Origin of the sequence: uncultured Faecalibaculum sp., from assembly GCF_910588395.1 — a bacterium.
Taxonomy (GTDB): Bacteria; Bacillota_I; Bacilli_A; order Erysipelotrichales; family Erysipelotrichaceae; genus Faecalibaculum.
In genome coordinates this window covers 79,949-104,324 of record NZ_CAJUPA010000003.1, presented here as the reverse complement: position 1 = coordinate 104,324, position 24,376 = coordinate 79,949, and the positions used below count along the sequence as shown (strand labels likewise).

The 24,376-nt window shown below is 56.5% G+C and carries 20 protein-coding genes, 1 tRNA gene, 1 other RNA gene and 1 riboswitch; of the genes, 9 read left to right on the top strand and 13 right to left on the bottom strand.

What is annotated here, in order from left to right:
- Window positions 1–103: 103 nt before the first annotated feature.
- The 6 genes from QZ305_RS01705 to QZ305_RS01680 form a co-directional block, all read right to left on the bottom strand.
- Window positions 104–403: a type II toxin-antitoxin system RelB/DinJ family antitoxin gene (locus tag QZ305_RS01705; RefSeq protein WP_294729762.1), complete on the bottom strand. Its 300-nt coding sequence runs from the start codon at window positions 401–403 to the stop codon at window positions 104–106.
- A gap of 27 nt (window positions 404–430) precedes the next feature.
- A complete protein-coding gene (locus QZ305_RS01700) occupies window positions 431–1,150 on the bottom strand; it encodes a LytTR family DNA-binding domain-containing protein (protein ID WP_294729761.1) in 720 nt (239 codons plus the stop codon).
- Window positions 1,151–1,259: 109 nt separating this feature from the next.
- Entirely contained in the window at window positions 1,260–5,555 is a 4,296-nt protein-coding gene (locus QZ305_RS01695; RefSeq protein WP_294729760.1) for a PolC-type DNA polymerase III, read from the bottom strand.
- 4 nt (window positions 5,556–5,559) lie between these two features.
- A complete protein-coding gene (gene rnc / locus QZ305_RS01690; RefSeq protein WP_294729759.1) occupies window positions 5,560–6,237 on the bottom strand; it encodes a ribonuclease III in 678 nt (225 codons plus the stop codon).
- Window positions 6,234–6,764, bottom strand: a complete 531-nt coding sequence (gene coaD / locus QZ305_RS01685; protein WP_294729758.1) for a pantetheine-phosphate adenylyltransferase — start codon at window positions 6,762–6,764, stop codon at window positions 6,234–6,236. Before coaD ends, rnc begins: the two co-directional genes overlap by 4 nt.
- Window positions 6,761–8,134 carry an FtsW/RodA/SpoVE family cell cycle protein gene (locus tag QZ305_RS01680; protein WP_294729757.1) on the bottom strand — a complete coding sequence of 458 codons (1,374 nt, stop codon included), beginning with the start codon at window positions 8,132–8,134 and terminating at the stop codon, window positions 6,761–6,763. The genes coaD and QZ305_RS01680 overlap by 4 nt, the downstream gene beginning before the upstream one ends.
- 76 nt (window positions 8,135–8,210) lie before the next feature.
- On the opposite strand from QZ305_RS01680, the gene def reads away from it, so the two are divergent.
- From def to QZ305_RS01660, 4 genes are all read left to right on the top strand, one after another.
- Window positions 8,211–8,771, top strand: a complete 561-nt coding sequence (def, locus tag QZ305_RS01675; RefSeq protein ID WP_294729756.1) for a peptide deformylase — start codon at window positions 8,211–8,213, stop codon at window positions 8,769–8,771.
- 234 nt (window positions 8,772–9,005) lie between these two features.
- Entirely contained in the window at window positions 9,006–10,898 is a 1,893-nt protein-coding gene (locus tag QZ305_RS01670; protein ID WP_294729765.1) for a ribonuclease J, read from the top strand.
- A 132-nt stretch (window positions 10,899–11,030) separates the two neighbouring features.
- Window positions 11,031–11,882, top strand: coding sequence for a hypothetical protein (locus QZ305_RS01665; RefSeq protein ID WP_294729755.1), 852 nt, complete (start codon window positions 11,031–11,033; stop codon window positions 11,880–11,882).
- 92 nt (window positions 11,883–11,974) lie between these two features.
- Window positions 11,975–12,074, top strand: a riboswitch (TPP riboswitch).
- A gap of 44 nt (window positions 12,075–12,118) precedes the next feature.
- Complete coding sequence (locus tag QZ305_RS01660; RefSeq protein ID WP_294729754.1) at window positions 12,119–12,634, top strand: energy-coupled thiamine transporter ThiT; 516 nt, start codon at window positions 12,119–12,121, stop codon at window positions 12,632–12,634.
- Between the two features lie 175 nt (window positions 12,635–12,809).
- On the opposite strand, the gene QZ305_RS01655 is transcribed toward QZ305_RS01660, so the two are convergent.
- From QZ305_RS01655 to QZ305_RS01645, 3 genes are all read right to left on the bottom strand, one after another.
- Entirely contained in the window at window positions 12,810–13,748 is a 939-nt protein-coding gene (locus QZ305_RS01655; RefSeq protein WP_294729753.1) for a magnesium transporter CorA family protein, read from the bottom strand.
- A 112-nt stretch (window positions 13,749–13,860) separates the two neighbouring features.
- Window positions 13,861–14,209, bottom strand: an RNA gene (rnpB, locus tag QZ305_RS01650) — RNase P RNA component class B.
- A 21-nt stretch (window positions 14,210–14,230) separates the two neighbouring features.
- Window positions 14,231–14,581: a DivIVA domain-containing protein gene (locus QZ305_RS01645; protein WP_294729752.1), complete on the bottom strand. Its 351-nt coding sequence runs from the start codon at window positions 14,579–14,581 to the stop codon at window positions 14,231–14,233.
- A gap of 191 nt (window positions 14,582–14,772) precedes the next feature.
- Here QZ305_RS01645 and QZ305_RS01640 point away from each other — a divergent pair, with 191 nt between their 5' ends.
- Together QZ305_RS01640 and QZ305_RS01635 are read left to right on the top strand one after the other, a co-directional pair.
- Entirely contained in the window at window positions 14,773–15,351 is a 579-nt protein-coding gene (locus tag QZ305_RS01640) for a Holliday junction resolvase RecU (protein WP_294729751.1), read from the top strand.
- Window positions 15,352–15,420: 69 nt separating this feature from the next.
- On the top strand, window positions 15,421–17,970 hold the full coding sequence (locus QZ305_RS01635; RefSeq protein WP_294729750.1) for a transglycosylase domain-containing protein: 2,550 nt from the start codon (window positions 15,421–15,423) through the stop codon (window positions 17,968–17,970).
- 130 nt (window positions 17,971–18,100) lie between these two features.
- On the opposite strand, the gene QZ305_RS01630 is transcribed toward QZ305_RS01635, so the two are convergent.
- From QZ305_RS01630 to QZ305_RS01615, 4 genes are all read right to left on the bottom strand, one after another.
- Entirely contained in the window at window positions 18,101–19,015 is a 915-nt protein-coding gene (locus tag QZ305_RS01630) for a serine hydrolase (protein WP_294729749.1), read from the bottom strand.
- A gap of 106 nt (window positions 19,016–19,121) precedes the next feature.
- On the bottom strand, window positions 19,122–20,291 hold the full coding sequence (locus tag QZ305_RS01625) for a MalY/PatB family protein (protein WP_294729748.1): 1,170 nt from the start codon (window positions 20,289–20,291) through the stop codon (window positions 19,122–19,124).
- 89 nt (window positions 20,292–20,380) lie between these two features.
- Window positions 20,381–21,304 carry a calcium/sodium antiporter gene (locus QZ305_RS01620; RefSeq protein ID WP_294729747.1) on the bottom strand — a complete coding sequence of 308 codons (924 nt, stop codon included), beginning with the start codon at window positions 21,302–21,304 and terminating at the stop codon, window positions 20,381–20,383.
- Window positions 21,304–22,176 (bottom strand): HAD family hydrolase, encoded by an 873-nt coding sequence (locus tag QZ305_RS01615; protein WP_294729746.1) that lies wholly within the window; start codon window positions 22,174–22,176, stop codon window positions 21,304–21,306. The genes QZ305_RS01620 and QZ305_RS01615 overlap by 1 nt, the downstream gene beginning before the upstream one ends.
- A gap of 106 nt (window positions 22,177–22,282) precedes the next feature.
- On the opposite strand from QZ305_RS01615, the gene QZ305_RS01610 reads away from it, so the two are divergent.
- The 3 genes from QZ305_RS01610 to QZ305_RS01600 all read left to right on the top strand — a co-directional run bounded on the left by QZ305_RS01610 (window position 22,283) and on the right by QZ305_RS01600 (window position 24,263).
- A tRNA-Asn gene (locus tag QZ305_RS01610) sits at window positions 22,283–22,358 on the top strand.
- 181 nt (window positions 22,359–22,539) lie between these two features.
- Window positions 22,540–23,154 (top strand): glycerol-3-phosphate acyltransferase, encoded by a 615-nt coding sequence (locus QZ305_RS01605; protein ID WP_294729745.1) that lies wholly within the window; start codon window positions 22,540–22,542, stop codon window positions 23,152–23,154.
- Entirely contained in the window at window positions 23,142–24,263 is a 1,122-nt protein-coding gene (locus QZ305_RS01600) for a glycosyltransferase (RefSeq protein WP_294729744.1), read from the top strand. Before QZ305_RS01605 ends, QZ305_RS01600 begins: the two co-directional genes overlap by 13 nt.
- Window positions 24,264–24,376: the final 113 nt, after the last annotated feature.

Here is a 24,376-nt window from a genome sequence, read left to right as displayed (position 1 = left end):
CCATAGTGGACTTTCACCACCCAGATATGTGCCATGCCGGGCACACAAAAAAAACAGATGCCCATACATGCGACATCTGTTCCTCATTTTCAGCTCTGTGTACTCAGCCGCGGCGGTTTCTGAACATGCGGACGGTCAGCACAATGCCCGTCACCACGCCGATCAAAGCCGCCAGGGCACCGATGATGCCTGCAGTTTTCAGCCGTCTGGCGCGCTGCATGGCTTCCTCGTCTGCCGGCAGGTCCTTTTCCGTAACTTCAAAGGGCATGCCTTCTTCGTTCACCATCTTCTGGGCAAAAATGCTGATGGCTGTATCCATGTCCAGCCCCAGTTCATCACAGAGTTCCTGCATCTTGTCGTACAGGTCTTCATTCATTTCAACGGGTACATTCACTCGGGTCATACGATCACGCTCCTGTCTCCGATTATATCACGCGCCGTCCTTCATCAGCGGCATCAGGTTCTTTGCATAGGTCCGGGACACAGGCAGATGCCGCCCATCCCGGAGAATCACGCAGTCCCTGCGGACTTTCTGAATATAGCGCCGGTTGATGATGCAGCTGAAGTGAATGCGGATGAACGTTTCATCCAGCTGCTCCAGCACATCGTCCATGCGCATGTAGGAGGTGCAGACTTCGCCGTCCGCCAGACAGACGTTGGTTTTCCGCAGGTCCTTTTCAATGGAAATGATCTGCTCCATGGGTATGAACCGAAGCACGTTTTTCCAGGTCATCTGCAGCTTGCGGCCTTCCTTTTCATCGAGCCGCTGCTGCACCTCCAGGACCACCTGCTGCAGGCGGCCGGGATTCCGGGTTCCCCGCAGAAAGGCTGCGAAGTCCACCTGCCAGGCATCCAGCACATCTTCCGTGTCCGGCCCTGCCACAACCAGCGTCATCTCCGGACGTTCCTTCTGCAGACGCTTCAGTCGTTCCAGCTTTTCCCCGTCTTTCAGGGAGATGGCGCTGATGAACAGATCCGCCTCCGGGATATCCACCCAGTCCGGTCCGGTCTGGACGAAAGAGACAACAGCGAAGCCGGCAGCCTCGTTGACCACCTCCCGGAGCCAGGCGGCATAGCCGGTGTCTTCCACATCTGTCACTGCCCTGAGCATCCTGTGTCCCCCTTCCGTTTCCGGCTCAACCGGTTTCATTCTTTCATGATACGGTTTTTCCCGGCCGAAACGTCAGCTGAATCTTACATTTTCATGATTGTAAAGCGCAGGTCTGAGAATTTCCTGCGGCAAAAAAGCCGGCAAATGACTAAAACAGCGTCATCTGGTTCTCTTCATCCAGCCCCTGACAGGCACCCAGCTGGTCCAGCTTGTCCAGCAGCGTCCGGGAGAGCTGCGTCCGGCGGAGCACATCTTCCTTGGAGAGGAACGCTCTGTCTTCCCTGGCAGCCACCACCGAGCGGCCTACGCTGGCGCCCAGGCCATCCACCGCGGTAAAAGGCGGAATGATGGCTTTTTCATCATCGGGATCGGGAATGAACTCAGACGCCGCGGACCGGTCCAGACTGATCCGGGAAAAGCGGTATCCCCTCAGGGTCATTTCCAGCGCCAGTTCCAGGGTGTCGTAAATGGCCAGTTCCTTGTCGGAGGGCTTTTCCGTCTTGTTGTCCCGCATAGCCCGGATGGCGTTCATTCTCTCCCGGATGGCGCCTTCTCCCTGCATCATGACGGCTATGTCGTAGGCATCGCAGCGGATGGAGAAAAACTGGCAGTAATAATACACCGGCATATGCACCTTGAACCAGGCAATGCGCACGGCGTTCATCACGTAGGCCACGGCATGGGCTTTCGGGAACATGTACTTGATCTTTTTGCAGGAATCAATGAACCAGTCCGGCACATTGTTTTCCTTCATCAGTGCTTCCCACTCCGGTTTGAGCCCTTTTCCCTTCCGGACGCTTTCCATGATCGTAAAGGAGTCTTTCGGGGGCAGGCCGTAGTTCATGAGATCCACCATGATGTCGTCACGACATCCAATGACCTCCGACAGAACGCAGGTTCCGTTGTCAATCAGGTCCTTGGCATTGTTCAGCCATACATCCGTTCCGTGGGAGAGCCCGGATATGGAAACCAGCTCGGCAAAGGTGGTGGGTCTGGTCAGTTCCAGAATTCCCCGGACAAAGGGGGTGCCGAATTCCGGGATCCCCGCAGCGCCGGTTTTCTGATCATACCGGGAGGAGTCGATGTTCAGGGAATCGATTCCGGAGAAAATCGCCATGGTCTCCGGGTCATTCATGGGAATCGTGGTCACGTCCATGCCTGTCATCCGCTCGAACATTTTCATGGCGGTGGGATCCACGTGACCCAGGATATCGAACTTCAGAATGTTGTCATGGATCTGATGGAAATCGAAGTGCGTGGTCTTCCACTCCGCTTCCGGGTTGTTGGCCGGATACTGCACCGGAGTGAAGTCATGGACATCCATGTCCAGAGGCACCACCACAATGCCGCCGGGATGCTGACCGGTGGTGCGTTTCACCCCTTCGCAGCCTTTGGCCAGATCCGTGCGCTTGGCTTCATTGAAAGGGGTGGCTTCCAGACCCATTTCCTCTTCGTAGCCCTTCACATAGCCATAGGCGGTCTTTTCCTGCACCGTGCCCACGGTACCGGCCCGGAACACATGGTCATCCCCGAACACTTCCTTGGTGTAGGCATGGGCTCTGGCCTGATATTCGCCGGAGAAGTTCAGATCGATATCAGGGACCTTGTCCCCGTTGAACCCCAGAAACGTCTCAAAGGGAATATCCTGTCCGTCTCCCCGCATGACAGTGCCGCAGTGAGGGCAGACTTTGTCCGGCAGATCGAAGCCGGATTTCACCTTGTCATCCGAAATCCACTCGCAGTACTGGCAGTTTTTGCAGATGTAGTGGGGCATGAGGGGATTCACCTCGGTGATGCTGGACATGGTGGCCACAAAGCTTGAACCCACCGATCCCCGGGACCCCACCAGGTACCCGTCTTCGTTGCTTTTCTTCACCAGGAGGTGAGAAATGTAGTAGACCACGTAATATCCCGCGCCAATGATGGCATCCAGTTCCCGGTCCAGCCGTTTTTCCACGATATCCGGCAGCTCTGGTCCATAGACATGATGGGCTGTCTCGAAGCAGATGTCCCGGAGCTTCTGGTCCGATCCCTCGATGTCAGGGGGATAGAGCCGGTCTTTGACCGGATAGATCGTGTCGAATTTCTGCCGCATCTTTTCCGGATTGACTACCACGATTTCCTCGGCTTTCTGCGCCGGAAGCCAGTCGAAATCCTCCAGCATTTCCTCTGTGGTCCGCAGATGCTGGTCCGGGTTGGAGAGCATCCGGCGTTCCTGGGCGTTGTATTTGTACAGCGGATGCCGGCTGTTGCCGATGGCCTTGGAATTGATGTAGATGTCCCGGATGCGCTTGTCATGGGGATGAATGTAGTGGGCATCCCCGGTGGCCAGCACCGGTTTGCCGCAGGCTTCGGCGGCTTCCATGAGAAAGGTCACAAATGTCCGCAGCTGCGCGCCATCCGCCACGGTTCCCCGGTCCACCAGGTTTTTGTAGCAGGCCAGGGGCTGCACCTCCACGAAATCGTAGAAAGGCACCGCCGCTTCCAGCTCTTCCCTGGAGCGGGTGTGGGCCAGTTCGAAAAGTTCCCCGTTCTGGCAGGCAGACCCGATCAGCAGGTTTTCCCGTCTCTTTGCCAGTTCCGCTTTGGGGATACGGGGTTCTCCCGCCGGAGACAGGTACGTTGTATGGGAAAGCGTGATCAGCTCGAAGAGTGATTTCAGCCCCTCTTTGTTCAGGGCATAGACCGTGGTATGGAACGGCCGCAGCTTGCGCATGGCAGAGGACTGATCCAGCGTGGTCAGATGCCGCAGAGTTTTTCCCTCAAACTGATTGAGCATGTGGGAGAACACGCCGGAGAGCACCTCGGCATCGTAGTCTGCCCGGTGGGCTCCCTCCCCGTCGTAGGCCACGCCGTAATGGCGGCAGACACTGCCCAGGTTGTACCGCTTGATGTCCAGGATCGAGTGCGCCAGGGGCAGCGTGTCGATCACCGGATTGGTCAGTTTGTCCCTGCCCAGGGCCTGGCAGGCTGCATTCAGAAATCCCACATCAAACACGGCATTGTGTGCCACCAGCACCGCATCGCCGATCCAGTCCAGCAGATCCGGAAGCACCGTTTCAATGGGATCGGCGGCATCCACATCCGACTGGGAGATGTGAGTCAGCTGACCGATCCTGGCCGGAATCGGCCGGCGAGGATTGATGAACATCTGCCGGCGGTCCCCGATGTCCCGGTCCCGCATCTTCACCGCACCGAATTCAATGATCGCGTCTTCCCGGCTGCTCAGCCCGGTGGTTTCCAGGTCGAAGATCACATATTCGGCGCTTTCCAGATCCCGGTCATCCGGATTACGGACAATGTGGTAGACCGGATCCACCACATTCATTTCGCAGCCGTAGATCATCTTGAAATCCCGGTCGGGATCCGTTTTTTTCAGAGCCGTCACTTTGTGCTGCGCCAGCGGGAAAGCCTGCACCACAGCGTGATCGGTCACGGCAATGCCGGGCATGCCCCAGTCCCAGGCCTGCTGAATGTAGGCCTCCACGGCCGACACCCCGTCCATTTCCGAGAATGTGGAATGGGCATGGAATTCCGTGCGCTTTGCCGGCGCCTTGTCCACCCGTTTTCTGGCAGCCACCGGTTCCAGGCGGCTGATCATGAAGGTGTCGGTATGGGCGTAGTTGTCATACTCCACCCGCCCTGTGACCCGGACGGTCATGCCCTTTTTCACGGATTCCAGCTCTTCCAGCGGACAGCGGGCGCTTTCAAACCGCTTGCAGACAATGGCTTCTTCGTAATCGGACAGATACAGCATCTGCAGCGTCTTGCCGGAGCGCAGCTGCCGGTTTTCAATCTCGAAAATGTGGCCTTCGATCTGCACGTTGTCCAGTCCCACCTGCAGATCCCGGATCTTCATTTCGCTGGCCGCTTCCCGCTTCCAGCTTTTCTTTTCCTGCACCGGCTCCCGGACCGGTTCCGGCGCTTCCAGCACGTTGGTTTCCACTTCCGGCTGCGCATCCGTCTCCAGACGGATTCCCGGCTCGCAGACAAATCCGCAGTCCGACAGCGCCTGTATCAGGGCTTTTTTTCCATGGAGCATCTGGGCATATTTCTGCTCATCCCGCGTGGAAAACCAGATGGTCTCCTCCGAGAACCAGGGATGAACAGACAGAAAGGCGGACAGATCCCGGCGGGAGGAAACCAGCCAGGAGATGTAGCTGTCCAGCAGGCTCAGGTCCGCCTTGCTGTCGGCAGCTTCAATGCGCAGGTCGATGCTGCAGTGAAACCGCAGCCGCAGGGCGGTGAGCAGAGACTCATAGGCTTCAAAGGGCAGCGGAACGGGATTGGCCAGAACCATTTCCAGCTTCCGGCTTTGATCATGCCAGACGGGATCCTTCACCCAGTCCGCCTGGCTGAAAGAACCCCGGATCTCCGGCGCCAGCAGCGTCAGAAATCCGAGGTCCCCCCGGGATTGGGCTTGTACGCGGTTATCCTGATCCATCCCGTTACCTTGCCATCTTCTCGAACGCATCCCGGGCGGCTTTCTGTTCCGCCTTTTTCTTGGATGCGGCCGTACCTGATCCCATCAGAATGTCATCCAGATACACGCCCATGGTGAAGGTGGGCGCGTTGGCCGGACCGGATTCCGACAGCAGGCGGTACTCCAGCGTCTTGCGGGAATCAGCCTGCACCACTTCCTGCAGGTGGCTTTTGTAATCCGTCACATCTTCGCCTTTTTCCGCCGTGAACTCCGGCAGCATGATTTCATCCAGCAGCCTGGCAGCGGCCGGATAGCCCAGGTCCAGATACAGCGCGCCCAGGCAGGCTTCGAAGTGATCGGCCATGAGGCTTTTCCGGGTCCGGCCGCCGGTGCGCTCTTCTCCCACCCCCAGCAGCAGAAACTCATTCCAGCCGTAGCGGCGGCTGAGCCGGGCCAGTGTGGATTCGCAGACAATCTGCGCCCGCAGCGTGGTCATCCGTCCCTCGGGCATCGCCGGCTGCATATGGAACAGCTTGTCGGCGCTCCAGACCTGCAGCACCGCGTCTCCCATGAACTCCAGCCGCTCGTTGTCGGGGCAATGGTGCTCGTTGGCATAGGAGGAATGGGTGCACGCCTCCCGGTACAGTTCCAGGTTCACCGGGTCAAACCCCCGGTCTTTCAGCCAGTCGGTAAATGTCTTCATTTCTGTTCCTCCTTGTCATTGCAGCCAGTGATGTCATGGGTCTGCCGCGTCTTTGCTGTCCGGTTTTCCTGCAGCCACCGGTTCACCGGTGCCGGCACCAGATCATCCACCGGCAGACCGTATTTCAGCAGCTCCCGGACATTGGAGCTGGAAACCAGGGTGTCTTCCGGCGCGGAGAACAGCACCAGCGTTTCGATGTCCGGGGCTATGCGCCGGTTCATGGCGGCCATGTTGCATTCATAATCCGCATCCGCAGCGGACCGCAGTCCCCGCACCAGCACCCCGGCGCCTGCCGCCCTGGCTGCATCCACAGCCAGCCCGTCAAACTCCATCACGCTGACATTGGGCAGATGGGCCACGGACTCCTCCAGAAGCCGGCGGCGAAGATCCGCAGAAAGCAGACAGTGCTTGTCCGAATTGGGGGAAATGACCACACACAGATGATCGAACAGTCCCGCCGCCCGCTGAATCAGTGCCAGATGTCCCCGGGTCACCGGGTCGAATGTACCGCAGAATACCGCTTTCATATCCTTGCCCTTTTCCTGTTCCTTTTCTCTTTTTTGCGTTTGCGCCCCGCAGACCGGTGATGCGGCCGTTCTTCTCTTTCGGCGGTCAGAGACTCCTCTGTGAAGATTGCAGTCTGCATGCTGCCGGTGTCCGCCACAATGCCAGAAAACTCCGTTTCCGCCCGCCGCAGGCCCATTTCATGCCGCCGTATCCGGGCAATCACCCGCTGGCAGATGCCAATGGCCATGGAAGCCGCCAGCAGGCTGGATCCCCCGGAGGAGATGAACAGCAGCGGAATGCCGGTCATGGGAATCAGACCCGACACGCCTCCCACGTTCAGCAGAAAATGCAGAAAAATGTACGTGCCGGTGCCCGCCAGGATCACCTTGCTGACGGTATCCCGGGTTTTCAGGGCATACCCGAACAGCTTGTACTCGATCATGGCATAGCAGAGCGTCAGCACCCCCAGCCCGAACACACCCAGTTCCTCGATGATCACAGCCAGGATGTAGTCGTTGTCTGCCTGGGTCAGATACCCGTATTTCCGGGCAGAATTGCCAAATCCCCGGCCCAGAAAATTGGAAGAGCCGATGCTGTACAGGGCATTGGCGGGCTGATACCCGGCGCCGTATACATCAGTATAGGGGTTGACTGTATTCTCGATCCGCACAGCGATGTGCTCCATGCCCGGAATCCGGCTGACAATGTCTGCCAGCAGACCGGAATACATGAGCCCCACCGCAGCGATCACGATCAGGGAAATCACCAGCAGCGTGCTGCGCTGCCGTTTCCGGATTCCTGGGTTGTCGGGAATGGAAGCGCACAGCAGATAAATGCCCGCGGTGATGGTCAGGGTGCCGAAGTCTTTCTGCAGAGTCAGAAGAATGATGTCTGCCAGCAGAAAGAGCAGCGGCAGCCGGAAATACTGACCATAGTCGACTTTCATGCGGGGATGCCGCCGGATGGCCCAGACAGAGGAAGCCACCAGCAGGATCATCAGCGGTTTTCCGAATTCGGAAGGCTGCAAGGTGAAAAGCTTCAGATTGATCCAGGCGTGGGAGCCGTTGACGGCGGGAAAGACGAAGCAGATCCCCATCAGACACAGATAGCCGATGATGATCAGCCAGCGCCAGCTGAAAAACCGCTGCATGGTGAAAACCCGGTTGACCAGCCACATGGCTCCATAGCCGGCGGTGATGAACACCAGCTGCCGGATCAGCGTGGTGAGCACGGCCTGCGCATTGGATGTTGTCTGTCCCACTGCCGTGGATGCGATCATGCAGGTTCCGAAAATGATCAGGATCCAGACAGCTGCCATGAGTCCTTTGTCATACCCGCTGCACAGATGCAGGCTGAACCCATCCCGCTGTTTTCCCGCTGCCTTGTGCATACAGTCCACCCCCCTTGACGCTCAAGTCATAATACCATAATTGAGACAGGGGAAAAAATGACGTAAAATAAGCTCCATGAAGATAACCACAGAACAGATCATTACCGATACCGATCCCCGGATCCGGGAAAAAAGCACACAAGTTGAACTTCCACTGGGGCCGGAAGACCGCCAGCTGCTGGAAGGACTGCTGGAATATGTCAGAAACTCCCAGGATGAAGAAATCGCCGAAGCCGAAAACCTGAAACCCGCCGTGGGCATCGCCGCCATTCAGGTGGGAATCCCCAGAAAGCTCATCGCCGTGGTCGTGCCTGACCCGGATGATCCGGAGAAGAATCTGGAATTTGCCCTGGCAAATCCGAGAATCATTTCCGAATCCGTTCAGAACAGCTATCTGGAAGGCGGAGAGGGCTGCCTGTCCGTTCCGGAAAACCACGAAGGCCACGCCTTCCGGCATGCCCGGATCAAAGTCCGCGCCTATGACCTTCTGCAGGACAAAACCGTCGTCATTCCTGCAGAAGGGTTCCTGTCCATCTGCCTGCAGCATGAAATCGACCATCTTTCCGGCATCCTTTTCTATGACCGCATAGACAGAAACAATCCCATGAAGGAGGATCCCGAAGCAGAGGTCTACTGAAACCGCCCGCAGCCTTCACCGGCCATCCATGTCCCCGGCACAGACCGGGGCTTTTCGCTGTCAGCCCGGCCGGCTGCCACCGCAGTCTGTTTCCATACCTGCAGTATTTCTGTACCGGGCAGCCACATCCCGGTCCCCCGGAAGGCGGCAGCAGTCTCCTGTGGTATAATGAGCTGAACGCAATGTCAGAAAGGATTCACAATGGCTGAAAACAAGAATCACAAAAACGATAATATGGAAGCCGATGTCCCCGCCCGTCAGGACAATGCCGTGCGGAAAACGGATACCCTGGTCTACGCCCTGGGCGGACTGGGAGAAGTCGGCAAGAACATGTACTGTTACGAACACGAAAACGAGATCTGCATCGTGGACTGCGGCGTGCTCTTTCCCGGAGACGAGCTGCTGGGCATCGATTATGTCATCCCGGATTACCATCATTTAATACGGCAGGACAAAAAGCGCAAGATCCTGGTCATCACCCACGGGCATGAAGACCACATCGGGGGGATTCCCTTCCTGCTCAAGCAGGTGAACATCGATGCAATCTACGCACCGCGGTTTGCCAAGGCGCTGATTCAGAAAAAGCTCTCGGAGCACAAGGGCCTGGAAAAAACAAAAATCATCGAAATCGATTCGGACTACCGCATCCGCACCAAACATTTCACGGTGGGATTCTTTGACACGATCCATTCCATCCCCGACTCCCTGGGTGTGCTGGTCACCACGCCAAACGGCAGCATCGTCCACACCGGTGACTTCAAATTCGATCTCACCCCCGTTGGCCGCAACGCCGACTACCAGAAAATGGCCTACATCGGCGCGCTGAAGCCCACATTGCTCATGTCGGACAGCACCAATGCCGGCGTGGAGGATTTTTCCATCTCCGAAAAGGACGTTTCCCGGGAAATCATGGGCATCATGCGCAATGCAAAACACCGCATGATCATTGCCACCTTCGCCTCCAACGTCTACCGCGTGGGACAGATCATCGAAGCCGCTCTGGCCACCGGCCGCAAGGTCGCCGTATTCGGCCGGTCCATGGAAAACGTCGTGGACATCGCCCGGAAAATGGGAACCATCAAGATCAAGGACTCCCAGATGCTCTCCCACGAAGACCTGGCCCGCACACCGGATGACAAGGTGTGCATCATCTGCACCGGTTCTCAGGGCGAACCCCTGGCGGCTTTGAGCCGGATCGCCGCGGGCACCCACCGGTTCATTCACCTGAAACCCAGTGACACCGTGGTCTTCTCCTCCGGCACGATTCCCGGCAATGATGCCGCTGTCAACGCCGTGGTCGACAAGCTGTTCCGCTCCGGGGCCACCGTGCTGAACAAATCCATCCTGAACAACCTGCACACCACAGGCCACGCCTCCAAGGAAGAGGAAAAACTCATGCTGCAGCTGGTGAAACCGGAATACTTCATGCCAATCCACGGCGAGTACAAAATGCTCATGCAGCACCGGCAGACCGCCATTGAAACCGGGATGCCGCCGGAAAACATTTTCGTCTGCGCCAACGGCGACGTGCTCCTGCTCAGAGACAGAAAAGTCATCGCCAGCGACTGGCGCTTCCAGGGAGATGACATCTATGTGGACGGCAATGATATATCGGGCCTGTCCACCGCAGTCCTCAAAGACAGACGGATTCTGGCGGACAACGGCCTGGTGGCGGTGATCATCGCCATCGACTCCAAGGAAAACAAGCTGCTGGCCAGACCCGTGATCGTCTCCCGGGGATTTGTCTTCATCAAGGACTCCCAGTCCCTGATCAAGGAAGCGGAATTCATCGTCGCCAACTCCCTCACCGAACGGATGAAGGAACGCACGACGTTCTCGGACATCAAGAACTGCATCCGCAGCACCCTGGAACCGTTCCTGTACAAGAAAACCCGGCGGAACCCCATTGTCATTCCGGTGATCCTGAACTCCCGACAGACCATGGACGAACTCAGAAAACGCCGGGTGCAGCAGACCGGTCACAACCGGAAACTGCACAAATCCGACAAACCGGGCGGGCAGCCCCAGGATCACACCGCACCCCGCCGGCCCAGACGCCGGCCCCAGGAAAACCAGACAGCTGCCAGCCAGAAAACCGTCGGAAAGAAGAAAACAGACAGTGAATGATCCTGCCCCATGCAGGAAGCAGCCACGCTCTGATTCAAACCGCCCCAGCTTCGGCACACAGTCAGGAACCGGCAACGGTTCCTTTTCTGTTCCTTTTCCGCCTGCTCCGGGTTCTTTGTTATAATGAAACACATGGATACGCTTCAGAAACGACTCATCGCTGTACTGGCAGTCCTGACCTGCATCGCCGTGTTCATGGCTTTTTCCATGTACCGGGCCATTTACGTCAACCCCGGCAGCCTGAACACCACAGCCCTGAGCTGGAAAAACAGGGACATACCCGCGGACATGAACGATGTGTCCCTGGTATATTTCACCGATCTGGAATACGGCCGGTATGAAACCCACGAACGGGCACAGAAAGTCTTCGACCGGATACAGAACATGAATCCCCGGGTCCTGATATTCGGCGGGGATCTCTTCGATGCCGATGCCGAAGTCACAGAAGAGATGAAGAATCAGATGATTCAGTGGCTTTCCTCCATCCCCGCTCCCCTGGGAAAATTCGCCGTCCTGGGAGAACAGGATCTGGTATCCCCGGAACGTCTGGACCTCGTCCGGCAGATCTTCAACGCCAGCCAGGTGGAAGTCATCGACAACAGCAGCCGCCTGATCTGCAACCGGACCACCGCCGGCATCCGCCTGGTGGGAATCTCCCCGCAGGAAGACTGGCAGGCAGCCCTTCAGTGCGTGCAGTCTGATCAGTACACCGTACTGGTGAGCCATTACACCGACCCCTTCGCCAGCGAAGCCCTGGAATCCGCCGGCATCGACTATGCCCTGGGCGGCAACAGCCACGGCACCCAGATCACCTATCCCATCCTCGGCGGGTACAGAAGCTGGCCGGGATCCGAAACCGTCAACCGCTCCGAAACCACCAGAATCGGCTTTCCCTACTACATCTCCACCGGCACCGGCTGCATCAAAGTCAATGCCCGGCTCAATGCCACACCGGAAATCGTATACATTCTCATCAGCGCCTGAAACCCAGGCAGCCTGCCTGCATCAAAGTCCGGTATTCCACCGGGCTTTTTTCTCCTCTCTTTGACAATTCTTTACCGCGGTTTTATACTGACTCCGTTGGACAGGGGCGCCATCCGGCTGAGATGTGCACGGCACAGTCCCTTCGAACCTGAACTGGGTCATGCCAGCGTAGGGAGTTCCGGCCGATCACTGATCCATGCCGTTAAACCTGCGCCTCATACGGAGGTGTTTTTTTTATGAAGAATCTGCAAGTCCGCGAGCTCGTGCTCATGGCATTCTACATCACGCTGTTCATGGTCCTGGACGTGATCTCCAATGCCATCCCCTTCTTTCAGATGCCCAACGGCGGCAGCTGGGGCATTTCCACCATCCCCCTGCTCATGGCCAGCTATCAGTTCGGCTGGAAAAAAGGCGTGTTCATCTGCCTGCTCGCCGTGCTGCTCATGTTTGTCACCGGTCCCATGTATACCCCGGACCTGATGGGATTCCTGCTGGATTACCTACTGGCCTTCGGCGCCTACGGACTGGCTTCCCTGTTTCCGAACTTCGGCTGGTTTTACAGCGGGGTTCTGATCACCAACGCCCTGCGCTTTCTCTTCAGCACTCTCAGCGGTGTCTATGTCTGGGGTGTTGACTGGATCGGATCCATTGCCTATCAGGCCAGCTACATGATCCCCACCCTGATCCTGGGCATGGTTCTGGTCCCCATTCTCATGAAATCCCTGCAGCCCATGCTGAAGAAAGCCGCCTGACAGTCTGCGCCCTTTTACGGTCCTGTTTCGCTGAAACAGGGCCTTTTTTCTGTCGATGGGCCTGCAGCCCTGGCAGGGTCTGAACCGGAAGGTGTCGCCGGAAGCCAGTACAAAAAAACTCTGCCGCAGCAGACAGAGCGATGCTGACAGGATACCGGTCGGGATCCTGTGATGATTACTTGAATGTTCTGGAGTGGCGGAAATACAGCCAGACAGCGATGCAAAGCACAATGGACAGCACCAGCGGACACCACATCACGGGAAAAGGCAGGCCGGTGACATTCATGCCGTAAAAACCATACACCATGTTGGGAATGCTCATGACCAGCGTGATCACCGTCAGCTCCTTCATGATGTCGTTCATGTTGTTGGAAATGACATTGGAAAAACCATCCATGGTGCGGCTGTTGAGCTCGGAATAGTTGCTGCACATTTCCACAGCCTGCCGAAACTCGATCAGCACGTCTTCCAGCAGATCCGTGTCCTCTGTATAGTGAGGAATCAGCTTGCCCCGCATGATGCGGTTGATGGTCAGTTCATCCGCTTTCAGGGAGGAAGAGAAATAGACCAGGCTCTTGTCCAGCTGCAGCATATGCAGCAGTTCCCGGTTTTTCATGGATTTGTACAGCCGGGCTTCTGTCTGATTGGACAGTCGGTCGATCTGCCGCAGACAGTACAGAAACCGCTGGGATATCGCCAGCAGAAGAAGCAGAAGAAGCCGGGTTTTCTGGGTGGTGTTCACCCTGGTCCGTCCGCTTTCCAGTTCGCTGACAGGTTCGTTTTCCTCGCCCGCTATGGTGACGATGCACCCCTTCATCATGACCACACCCACCGGCTGGGTCACAAACGTCGGGATGTCACTGACTGCCTCCGGATCTCTGGCAGGGTAATCCGCAATCACCAGAACCTGTTCCCGTTCCTCATCCTGGTCAATGTAGGAAGTTTCTTCCGGGTCCAGCGATGCGCGGACAAACTCCGGCACCACACCCACGTCTTCTTCCAGCCATCTCTGTTCTTCCCGGGTCGGATCCACCACGCTGATCCAGCACCCTTTTTCCGGCTGCCGGATCTGTTCCATGAGGCCATGCTGCCCTGTCTTGAATATCTTGATCATGCAGGTTCATGATACCAGAGCAGCCCGGAAAAAACCCGCGGCAGGCCAGAAGAGCCGCATTCCGGAAAAACAAAAACCTCTTTTTGCAAAGAGGTCATAAAACAATATATCCGTTCATAAGCCATGTTCTGTTCCGGCAAAGCCGGCGGCGGCTATTTATCTATGCACATAGGTGCATCCGCCTTCCCGTTGAATTCCGGTCCGGCAGTTCCCCTACCAAATTTGGGTTTCTCGCTTGAGGGGTTTACCCGTTCCACCCGTTCCGTTTCCGGAACGGCTTCGTCTCTGTGGCACTTTTACAGGTTCTCTGCCATGGCACAGGCTTTAGGCAAAGAACACAGCCGTTGCGCCCTGCGGCGCACCCGGGCTTATTGATTGGCCCGGCACAATCACTACTGTCATCTCAGACAGTGCGAGCATGGACTTTCCTCTGACCCGAAGGCCAGCAGCCGTCTCGCGGCATACATTGTTTTTGTCGTGTGTTACTGCTGGGGCTGCTGATCCTTGCCGAATACAGCCTGCTCCAGCCTGGCGATCCGCTTGAGCAGATCCACCTGATCGCTGTTGGCGTTCACGAAATCCGCGTTCACCTTTTCCGTCAGGTTCTGGTTCTCGGTCTGAAGAGCGAACACCTGCTGCTGCAGTTCCTTGATCCGGTCTTCGTACCGGGCCAGGGCTGTGCCGAGTTCCTGCATCTTTTCTTCGAATCCCTGGTAGTCTTCAATGACCATATCCAGAAATTCATCCACTTCGCCCGGGGCGTACCCCTTGAGATCCACATGGAACTCCTTGTCGTAGATCTCCTGTGCTGTCAGATTGGTGTCTTTCGCCATTCAGTCTCCCTCGATTCTAACCATTTTATTATGCCCGTCCCCTGTCTCTTCGTCAACTCTGAGTCGCAATCATCCAGACAGGATCTGTCACAAAGCCGGCATCACTCTGATTTTACAACAAATCGCCGATCCGTGCTTCATTCCCGGACGGCAAGTGGAAAGACCCTGCCAAATTCCGTATAATATTTTGGATGAACAAGATTGGATATCCGCAGGGATCCGCCCCTTCCGGCATCACGCCCGGCGGCAATCCCGCATCCCGTGGACAGGGACTGGAGACTGACATCAACGACTCCAATATCTGGTACCGGGAAAACGGAAAGTGTCTGGTGTACAAAAAACCTACCCCGGTACAGGTGGTCCGAGTGGACTACCCCAGCCGGCAGCGCGCCAGGATCACGGAAGCCTATTACAAGACACCCTCCACAACGGACTACAACGGGGTCTACAAAGGCCGGTACCTGGATTTCGAAGCCAAGGAAACCAAAAACATCCGGGGATTTCCCCTGTCCATGGTCCATCCTCATCAGATCCGGCACCTGGAACAGGTGGCCCGGCATGGCGGGATCGGTTTTTTCATCATCCGCTTTTCATCACTGCAGAAAACATTTCTCGTGGATGCCATGGCGCTGATCCGGGAAATGAAAGCCTGTCAGCACAGCAGCATTCCCGCTGCCTGGTTCGACGCGAACGGTGTTCTCCTGCAGGAGAGCCTGTATCCCCGGCTGGCCTGGCTTGCTGCAGTGGATCAGCTGTATTTTCAGACATGATCGTCAGAAGCTGCCAGCCTTCGGCCGGCATCTCAAACGGATACGAAAACAGAAACAAGGAGGTCATCAATGCCTGAAAAAGAAACATCCGGTTCCCGGAAACCGGCAACTGCAAAAACCGCCAGGCGGCGGAAACTCGATGTCTGGAACAAAATCGCCGTGGGTATTCTGACCTGCTTTCTGGTTGGCTGCATATCGGTGTTCTTCATTCTGGTCAACGTCATCAACGATCCGGACGGCATGCGGTTTTCTCAGGAAGGCCTGTCCACCCTGTCCAACTCCCGCATGTTTGACGGAGACGGCAACCTGATCTACGAATTCGGAAACGAAATCCGGGAAGACGTCAGCTATGAACAGATTCCCCAGTCCGTGATCGACGCCTTCCTGTCCATCGAGGACTCCCGGTACTATGATCACCACGGATTCGACCTGCCCCGTTTCATGGCGGCAGCTGTGAGCAACCTGCGGTCCGGTTCTCTGGGACAGGGCGGTTCGACGCTGACCATGCAGATGATCGACAACGCCTTCACCAAGAACCAGGAAGCCAAAATCGAGGCGGAAAAAGGATCGGTGTCCAAACTGGAAGCCATCAAGCTGAAAATCCAGGAAATCTATCTGGCGCTCATTGCCGAACAGTCGATTTCCAAGGAAGACATCTTCGATTACTACGTCAACCGGATCTGGTTCGGATCCAGCTACAACACTCGGGGCATTCAGAAAGCCGCGGAATACTATTTTGACAAGGATGTCTCCCAGCTGAATCTGGGAGAAGCCGCTTTTCTGGCCGGCGCTGTCAACTCCCCGGCCAGCTACAACCCTATCAGCAACAAATACGCCGGGCCTGAGGATACCACAGACTATCTGAAGAGTGCCACCAGTCGGCGGAATGTGACGCTGAAACTGATGCTGGACCATGGCTACATCACAGAAGAAGAGTACGAGCTGGCCAAAAACTCGAAGCTGGAATTTGCGCTGAAGGAAACCGACATGACCGTCAATGATCCCAATATGCCCTATATCCAGCAGGCAATCATCGAGGTGCAGACTCTGACGGGTCAGGATCCCTTTGTGATCCCCATGGACATCTATACATCCCTGAATCAGGGAGCGCAGAAGCAGTGCGACGACATTCTCCGGGGCAATGTGGCCAGCATTCCTTATCCCAACGAAATCTTTGACGTGGGATTCTCCGTCATTGACAATGCCACCGGTGAAATCCTGTGTGTGGGACCCGGACGGCGGTATATCCTGGGTCAGACCGACCGGGACAACTCCACCGACCGGAAACAGCCCGGTTCTTCCATGAAGCCGCTGCTGGCATACGCTCCCACCTTTGACCTTCTGGGCTGGTCCACCGTTCATACGGTGAACGACAAAGCCGACGATTACTTCACCACCGGTCAGAATCTGCAGAACTCCGACCGGCGCTACCAGGGCCTGATGTCCCTGCAGGATGCTCTGGGTGTGTCCAAAAACACCACAGCGGCAGCCGCCATGAATGACCTGATTGCCGCACAGGGTCTGCCCTACTGGCAGGACTACTGTCGCAAGCTGGGGTATGACCAGGATGTATGGGAGCAGTTCGTGGCACAGTATGCCATTGGCGGTTCCAACATGTGGGCCAGTCCCATTCAGCAGGCCAGTGCCTACACCATTTTCGCCAACCACGGAAACCGGGTGAATGCCCACCGGGTGCGACGCATTGTACGCAGGGCGGACAAGGAAGAAATCGCCGGAAACACCACCACAGAGGAGCTGATTTCCGATCAGGCTGCCTTCATGATGTCCAGTCTGCTGGAAAAAGTCGTCACCGGCGGCTACCAGAACTTCAACGAGATCCTGAGATCCAGCTATACAGTCTACGGAAAATCCGGAACCTCCGACTGGGGCGTCTACGGTGCGCAGTATGGAATTCCCAATGGCGCCGTCCGTGATGAATGGTCTGTGGGATATACCGACCGGTATACCATCGCCACCTGGTCAGGCTATACGGAAGAATTCCAGCAGCAGGGCTACTACATCACCGATCAGCAGCTCTATCAGGCCACCGCATTCCATATCTCCCACTACATGCTGGACTATATGGAACAGTTCGGCGGCTACAGTCCCATAGCCCGCCCGGACGGCGTTTCCGACTATAAGGGCGGCTACATCAAAACAGAGTTTGTGGACCGTGGAGATACGACTTCCTCCTCCGGCAGCACCTATCAGCCTTCTGAAGACGATATCCGCACCGCCTGCGAGGCCGCCGGCGGCACCTACGATGAGGAAGCCGGCATCTGCATCACGAAACAGGAAGATGACAGCGCCGCAACAGCCTGTACCGGATCGGGCGGCAGCTGGGATGGCAGTGCCTGCAGCTGTCCGGATGGCTACGAGCTCAACGGGACCGCCTGCGAGGCGATCGATCAGAACGATCCTGCCGAAGAATGCGGTGCACAGGGCGGCACCTGGAACGGCACCTACTGTGAATTCCCCAGCAACCCGGAACAGCCGGATCCCGGCAGCAACCCGGATCAGGATCAGGAAGATGGCGACAACCAGGGAACAGACGTGCCTGTCACCGGCTTCATCTTTCCCAGGTTCCAGGGCCTGTTCAATATTTTCAACTGGCTCTGATGCCATGACGCAAACCCGCGGCAAGTCCGCGGGTTTTTTGTACCCGGCAACCGGGCAGCCGGATACAGTCAGATGCAGACCATGGCCGGAAACGAAAAAAGAGGGATCTCTCCCTCTGAACCTGCACCCGTTATCCGGCCTCCGTCACAGCCAGTGTTCCCTCCCGGTACGCAGTCACCGCCTGACTTACACTGGCAAATTCCTCCTGTCCGGCATTTTCCGTCATCATCACCAGGATGTAGCTGCCTCCGCCGGGTTCCATGACAATGGCCCCATCATGGTACAGTCCTTCAGCCCAGCCGCTTTTGTGTGCCACAGAGTCCTGAGCCGGCAGCCCCTGACGCAGTGCCGTGTCATCTTCACAGGCAAGCAGCAGATCCAGCATTTTCTCCCGGTTTTCCTCATCCGGCCAGTCGTAAATCAGGCGCAGCACTTTGCCCATATCCTCGGCTGTGGACCGGTTGTCCGGAAGACCCGGATCTCCGTCAAAATACGCGTCGCCGGGCAGCAGCCCGTGATTCACCACGGTATCCCGGGTCCCTGCCCGTTTCAGGATATCCGAGATCCGCTGCTGCCCGGCCATCTGCGCCAGGACATTGTAGGAAGTGTTGTCGCTGATGGTGATCATGGCCTCCAGCATATCCTGTACATCCTTTTCCCGGATTTTTCCCTCTTCAATGCCGTCATATACCGCTGCCATGCAGACCAGCTTGACCATGGAGCAGGGATAATACCTGGCGGGATACAGCGAAAGCCGGTCACCGGTTTCCAGGTTCTCGTAATAAATGGAAATGAATTCATTGTCAGATCCTGGTGTTCCGTCCGCCGTCAGCCGGGGCGCTTCTTCAACGATTTCCATCAGAGCTTCCCGTAGGATCTGAATGTCATCACCGGGCTGCTGAGCCGTCTCCGGTTCCTCCGTCCTGGCTTGGGGCAGCTTTTCCGGCGGTTCATACCGGCGGTTGACCCGCTGACAGCCACAAAGGAGCCCCAGGACCGATACCGATACCAGGATTTTCCGGATTGTTCTGTTTTTACTGATCATTGTTTCACCTCATCCTGGCTGAGAAAGCGACAGGCCCGGCCCCTGTCCGGGATACCGGGTCTGTATGTGACTGTATACTGCAGCAGAAACCGTGCCGGAATCCGGATCAGCCTTCCAGACGGTGGACAGCATCACGCAGCTGATCCAGTGCCTGTTCCAGCACCGGTCTCGGGCAGGCAATGTTGAAGCGCTCAAAGCCGGCACCTGCCTTTCCGAAGATCTCCCCTTCATCCAGCAGCAGATGCGCCTCCTGCTTCATGAAAGCCTCCAGTTCCCGGGCATTCATGCCCAGATTTCTGCAGTCCACCCAGGCCAGATACGTCCCCTGGGGCTCAATCATCTTCAGCTGCGGCAATTCCGCTGAAAGATAGTTTTTCATAAACCGGAAGTTGCTGTCAATATATTCATTCAGATCATCCACCCATTGATCCCCGCAGCTGCAGGCAGCCCGGCAGGCATCAATGCCGAAAATGTTGGGATTTCCCGTACCGTTCCGGTCCATGACTTTCGCGAATGCCTCCCGCATAGCCGGATCATCAATCAGAATGTTGGAAGTCCAGAGGGCGGCAAGATTGAATGTCTTGGAAGGTGCCGTGCAGAGAATGGACCAGGCGCGGGAACCAGGCACTGCATTCCAGAAAGGCACCATCCGGATACCCGGACGGATGAAATCGCCGTGAATTTCATCGCTCACGACCTTGACGCCGTATCTGAGGCAGGCAGCCCCGATTTTCTGCTGCTCCTGCTCAGTCCAGACCTTCCCCACCGGATTGTGGGGATTGCAGAACAGAAGCAGCGTGGCTCCGTCCAGTTTTTCCAGTTCACTGTCCTCCAGGACATAGCCCTCTTCCTTCAGTGTCAGTGACAACGGATGGATCTTCCGGCCGTTGCTTTCAATGGCTCTGTAAAAGGGATAGTACACCGGTGTGATCACCGCCACCGCATCACCAGGGCTGGAAAACGCCTGAATGGCGGTTTTCAGTGCAGACACCACGCCATTGCTGTAGAGAATGGATTCCGGTGAAATCTCCAGCTGATGACGCCGCTGCATCCAGCCGCAGACCGCCTGTCTGTAGGAATCATCCGGTCCGGCATATCCGAAGATTCCGTGTTCCGCCCGTTTGTGCAGCGCTTCCTGTATCTCCGGCATGACCTGAAAATCCATATCTGCCACCCACATGGGAATCATCTGCGGATCCGCCAGATTGTCCCATTTCAGCGAATTGCTTCCCCGCCGCTCCAGGACCTGGTCAAAACTCTGTTTCTGTTCCTTCATGATCTTTTCTCTTTCCGTTCTTCTTCCATGTATCTCTCTGTTAAAAACAGCTCCGGTAACCGGAGCTGCACACAACATCACCGCCGGGTTTACCGCAGCAGTATATAGATGAAATAGCAGGCGTACAAGCCAATGAACAGCCAGCCCCGCCGCCGGGTCAGTCGGTCGGATCTCCAGGACATGATCACGATCAGCAGAGCCACCGCTGACAGGATCACAATATCTACCATATTTTCCGGGACCACAGCCACCGGATGAATGGCGCTGGAAAGCCCCAGAATGAACCCGATGTTCATGATGTTCGATCCCAGTGCATTGCCTATGGACAGACCGGATTCGCCTTTTTTGGCAGCTACGACACTGGTCACAAGTTCCGGCAGCGACGTGCCGATGGAGACAATTGTCAGACCCACCAGCGCTTCGCTCCATCCCCAGCTCAGGGCAATGGCTCTGGCAGCGTCCACAGTCAGGTCGCCGCCCAATGCAATGCAGATCACCCCTGCCGCAATCAGCAGGAGTATCTTCCAGACCGGCGTGCTGCCGGCAGGATCACCGGCCCCGGCTTTGCGGCTGGCCATGGCAGACCGGACCAGAATCACCAGATACACGACCAGAGCCGCCAGCAGGACACATCCATCTGCACGGGAAATCACGTGTCCCACAGCCAGCAGAGCCAGCAGCAGCGTGATGCCCAGATTCCAGGTGGTGTCACGGTACCGGGTCTCCCGGCTCATGGCAAAGGGCGCAATCAGGGCGCTGCATCCCACCACCACCAGCGTATTGAACAGGTTGCTGCCAATGACATTGGACAGTGCCAGAGCATTGCTGCCCTGCAGGGCAGCGGTCAGACTGACAGACAGCTCCGGCAGGGATGTTCCCAGGCTGACAATGGTCAGACCCACAATCACTGACGGAATGCGAAGCCTGGCTGCGGCATCCGCGGCTCCATCCACAAACCAGTCAGCGCCTTTGATCAGCAGGACAAAGCCCGCCAGAAGCAGGAGATACTGCATCAGCAGCCCAGCCTTTCCAGACCTTTGACAATGCCGTTGTCTGCATTGGAGGCCGTTTCATACTTCGCGTATTCCTTGATGAAGTCTCTGGCATTGCCCATGGCAAAGCTGGCATCCACTTCTTCGAACATCGACACGTCATTCTCTCCGTCTCCGAAAGCCGCCACTTCATCCCGGTTCCAGCCTTTCATGTCCATCAGGCGTTTGAGGGTATGACCTTTGGAGTACCCCTTTGGCAGTATTTCCAGCTGCCGGGGGCAGGTCCGGAAGATTTCGAACCGGTCGCCGTATTTCCGGATCAGGAATGCGTAGATTTCCCGGATTCTGTCTTCGTCCTGCATCAACTGGATTTTGTTGATGGGACGGGTGATCTGATCGGCACTCGTCACAAATGTCTGATTGGGATAGCCGCCCCGCAGGTCCGCCAGCCAGTCCCAGGGTCCGGCTGTCCAGGGAAAGTCTTCGGGAATGTTCCGCTCTTTGCGCAGTGCTTCCTTGCGGCGGCGGATGTCCTCATCAAAATAGAAGAAGAAGCCATCATCAAAACATGCCTGGGCTTCGCAGTTCAGGTGCATCAGATCGGTGTAGACTTCCCGGATTTCCGAGGGATCCATGCGCCGGAGCACCTCCCGCTGCCCGGCCTGCACGTCATACAGGGATATGCCGTCCACTTCAATGAGATAACCGCCGTATTTCTCCAGTTCCAGTTCCCTGGCATAGGGAAGAAGACGGGTATAGCTGCGACCGGAGGCCAGGATCAGAGTCACTCCCTGTTTTTCCAGCTCCAGAAGTTTCTGTTTCGTTTCAGGAAGGATATGATCGCCGGGGGCCAGCAGTGTCCCGTCCATATCCGTCACAATCGCTTTGAGCATCACATTCACCTCAGGGCAATTATGCCGAGAATTTCTCATTTTTTCAACGAAATACATTTGACACTCCGCCAGGTCGATGGTATTCTAATAGAGCAGTTGAGGAAATGCCTGAATAGCTCAGTCGGTAGAGCATCCGGCTGTTAACCGGCAGGTCACAAGTTCGAGTCTTGTTTCAGGCGCCATTTTGAAACTGTACAGGGATTGCGAGAGCGATTCCTGTTTTTTTTGCATTTTTCTGTCCTCTCCGGTTTTTGCGGATTCCCGGAAATCGTATCAGTCCTGCCAGATCAGCCACTCTGGTATCATAAGGTGACAAGTGTGACCTTCATGAATGTCTGTCACTTTGCATCAGAAAGGAGTCCCATGTATCAGACCGCAGTCTTTGCAATCCTGGGCTATCTCTCAGGTTCCATATTTTATTCTCAAGTCGCAGCCCGGCTGTTCGGGGTGCAGGATATCACCCGTGACACATCTGACGGCAACCCGGGGGTGTTCAATGCCTTTGCCAGAGGCGGGTTTACCGTGGGCCTGTTTGCGCTCTGCGGCGATTTGCTCAAGGGAGCTGCACCGCTGCTGCTCTGGCGCAGGGTCTGCCCGGACTGGATGAACGATCCCCTGCTGCCTTTGATGATGGCTGCGCCGCTGCTGGGGACTCTGTATCCCGTATTCCGGCATTTCCGCGGCGGCAAAGGGATCACCGTCAGCTTCGGCATCCTGCTGGGGCTGATCCCGCTCTGGAAACCTGTGCTGCTTCTGGCTGCCTGCTTTCTGTTCTTCTCCGTGATTCTGGTGGTGGAATCCCACTACTTCCGGACACTGATTGTGTTTGCCGCTTTTCTGGCTGCAGTCTGCCTGGGCAGTCTTGCGCCGCTGGTGAAGGAAGGCTGCGTTTTGCTGTCTGTCTGTGAACTGCTCACAATGATCCTGCGGTACAGGGAAACTGAACCTCTGGAGGTACATCTGTTATGGAAGCACTGATTCTGTCCTGCTCCACAGGCGGCGGACACAATGCTGCGGCAAAAGCCGTGCAGGCCTGTCTGTCCCGGAAAGGCCACCATGCCATACTTCTGGATCCTTACAGTCTGCAGGGACAGGAAGTGGCAGACAAAGTCGGCAGCACGTACATCGAAGTCGTTCGCCGGGTCCCACGTCTGTTTGGAGTGGTATACAAAGCCGGTGAGTGGTATACGAAACTGCAGGAGAGATTTCCGCATCATTCCCCGGTATATCTGTTTCAGCGAAAATCAGCCCGGAAGCTGAGGGACTATCTGCAGAAAAGCCAGCCGGACATCATCATTACCACGCATGTATTTGCGGGAGAAATGCTGACCATGCTGCAGAATCAGGGAATGAAGCTGCCCCCTGTTGTGTATATCGCCACCGACTACACCTCCATTCCCTTCACTCAGGAGGTATCCGCAGACTGTTATGTGGTGGGCCACCGGGACATCATGAAGAGCTTCGAGGCAGCCGGTCTGCCCCGCTGGAAAATCCTGCCCTATGGCATTCCTGTCAGCGAAGCATTCCAGAACCGCCGCAGCCGTCCTGATGCCTGCAAAGCCCTGGGGCTGGACCCCTCCCTCCGTCATGTGCTGCTTTCAGGAGGATCCATGGGATTCGGGCTGGATGGAATGATCCAGCTGCTTCTTCCGGTTCTGAACCGGCACCCGGAGGTACAGCTTCTGGTCCTCGCCGGTTCCAATGCCGGCATGCGGGCGCGCATAGACGCCAAATACACAACCGGTCAGATCCGGGCGCTGGGACCCACAGATCAGATGCCTCTGTATCTTCAGGCATGTCAGGTGCTGATCACAAAACCCGGCGGTCTTTCTACCACAGAAGCCTGTGTCAGCCAGATCCCGATGATTCTCGTTCATCCCATACCGGGAGTGGAAACCATCAACGCCGGATTCTTCGAATCCCATCACATGGCCCGATGGTCCAGGGACCCGGAAAAGGACCTGGCGCAGATTCTGGAGGAAGTCCTGGCAGATCCGGAGCCGATGGAGCAGGCGCAGGCTCTGCTGCAGAGCAATGCAGCCCAGAAAACAGCCTCTCTGTGTGAATCTCTTGTCCGGTCCCGCTGATTCTGCATTCCATTCTGCAGAATTCCGAAAGGAGATTCTGCTTTTTTATTCTGGTCCCCGGCTGGCGGAATGCAGCAGAAAAAAAGCCGGTGTCGAATCACCGGCCATGGGAG

Excerpts from the sequence above, each read along its gene's own strand:
- QZ305_RS01600 (WP_294729744.1), top strand. The coding sequence starts at position 23,142 with ATGGAAGCACTGATTCTGTCCTGCTCCACAGGCGGCGGACACAATGCT.
- QZ305_RS01645 (WP_294729752.1), bottom strand. The coding sequence starts at position 14,581 with ATGGCGAAAGACACCAATCTGACAGCACAGGAGATCTACGACAAGGAG.
- def (WP_294729756.1), top strand. The coding sequence starts at position 8,211 with ATGAAGATAACCACAGAACAGATCATTACCGATACCGATCCCCGGATC.
- coaD (WP_294729758.1), bottom strand. The coding sequence starts at position 6,764 with ATGAAAGCGGTATTCTGCGGTACATTCGACCCGGTGACCCGGGGACAT.
- QZ305_RS01665 (WP_294729755.1), top strand. The coding sequence starts at position 11,031 with ATGGATACGCTTCAGAAACGACTCATCGCTGTACTGGCAGTCCTGACC.
- QZ305_RS01660 (WP_294729754.1), top strand. The coding sequence starts at position 12,119 with ATGAAGAATCTGCAAGTCCGCGAGCTCGTGCTCATGGCATTCTACATC.
- QZ305_RS01695 (WP_294729760.1), bottom strand. The coding sequence starts at position 5,555 with ATGGATCAGGATAACCGCGTACAAGCCCAATCCCGGGGGGACCTCGGA.
- QZ305_RS01655 (WP_294729753.1), bottom strand. The coding sequence starts at position 13,748 with ATGATCAAGATATTCAAGACAGGGCAGCATGGCCTCATGGAACAGATC.
- QZ305_RS01700 (WP_294729761.1), bottom strand. The coding sequence starts at position 1,150 with ATGAAACCGGTTGAGCCGGAAACGGAAGGGGGACACAGGATGCTCAGG.
- QZ305_RS01640 (WP_294729751.1), top strand. The coding sequence starts at position 14,773 with ATGAACAAGATTGGATATCCGCAGGGATCCGCCCCTTCCGGCATCACG.
- QZ305_RS01615 (WP_294729746.1), bottom strand. The coding sequence starts at position 22,176 with ATGCTCAAAGCGATTGTGACGGATATGGACGGGACACTGCTGGCCCCC.
- QZ305_RS01620 (WP_294729747.1), bottom strand. The coding sequence starts at position 21,304 with ATGCAGTATCTCCTGCTTCTGGCGGGCTTTGTCCTGCTGATCAAAGGC.
- QZ305_RS01705 (WP_294729762.1), bottom strand. The coding sequence starts at position 403 with ATGACCCGAGTGAATGTACCCGTTGAAATGAATGAAGACCTGTACGAC.
- QZ305_RS01680 (WP_294729757.1), bottom strand. The coding sequence starts at position 8,134 with ATGCACAAGGCAGCGGGAAAACAGCGGGATGGGTTCAGCCTGCATCTG.
- QZ305_RS01670 (WP_294729765.1), top strand. The coding sequence starts at position 9,006 with ATGGAAGCCGATGTCCCCGCCCGTCAGGACAATGCCGTGCGGAAAACG.
- QZ305_RS01605 (WP_294729745.1), top strand. The coding sequence starts at position 22,540 with ATGTATCAGACCGCAGTCTTTGCAATCCTGGGCTATCTCTCAGGTTCC.
- rnc (WP_294729759.1), bottom strand. The coding sequence starts at position 6,237 with ATGAAGACATTTACCGACTGGCTGAAAGACCGGGGGTTTGACCCGGTG.
- QZ305_RS01630 (WP_294729749.1), bottom strand. The coding sequence starts at position 19,015 with ATGATCAGTAAAAACAGAACAATCCGGAAAATCCTGGTATCGGTATCG.
- QZ305_RS01625 (WP_294729748.1), bottom strand. The coding sequence starts at position 20,291 with ATGAAGGAACAGAAACAGAGTTTTGACCAGGTCCTGGAGCGGCGGGGA.
- QZ305_RS01635 (WP_294729750.1), top strand. The coding sequence starts at position 15,421 with ATGCCTGAAAAAGAAACATCCGGTTCCCGGAAACCGGCAACTGCAAAA.